Below are 225 nucleotides of genomic sequence, written 5' to 3' on the forward strand. Positions count from 1 at the left end.
ATTCTTTCCCTCGCATCCTTGATCTCTACAGCTTCTTTCCAATCAACTGACGATTGCAGATAAGCTGCATGTCTCTTCGTCTGCTTCGCTCTCGTCGCGTACCAGACGTACACTCACTCATTCTTTCCCTCGCATCCTTGATCTCTACAGCTTCTTTCCAATCAACTGACGATTGCAGATAAGCTGCATGTCTCTTCGTCTGCTTCGCTCTCGTCGCGTACCAGA

General features: G+C 48.4%; 1 protein-coding gene. It reads right to left on the reverse strand.

Going from position 1 to position 225, the window contains the following annotated elements; genetic code table 11:
- Positions 1-25 precede the first annotated feature (25 nt).
- On the reverse strand, positions 26-225 hold a 200-nt coding region (locus HCN83_RS18300; RefSeq protein ID WP_205774772.1), incomplete at its 5' end, for a hypothetical protein.

This window comes from Alkalicoccus luteus, assembly GCF_012034335.1.
GTDB classification, from domain to species: Bacteria; Bacillota; Bacilli; order Bacillales; family Salisediminibacteriaceae; genus Alkalicoccus; species Alkalicoccus luteus_A.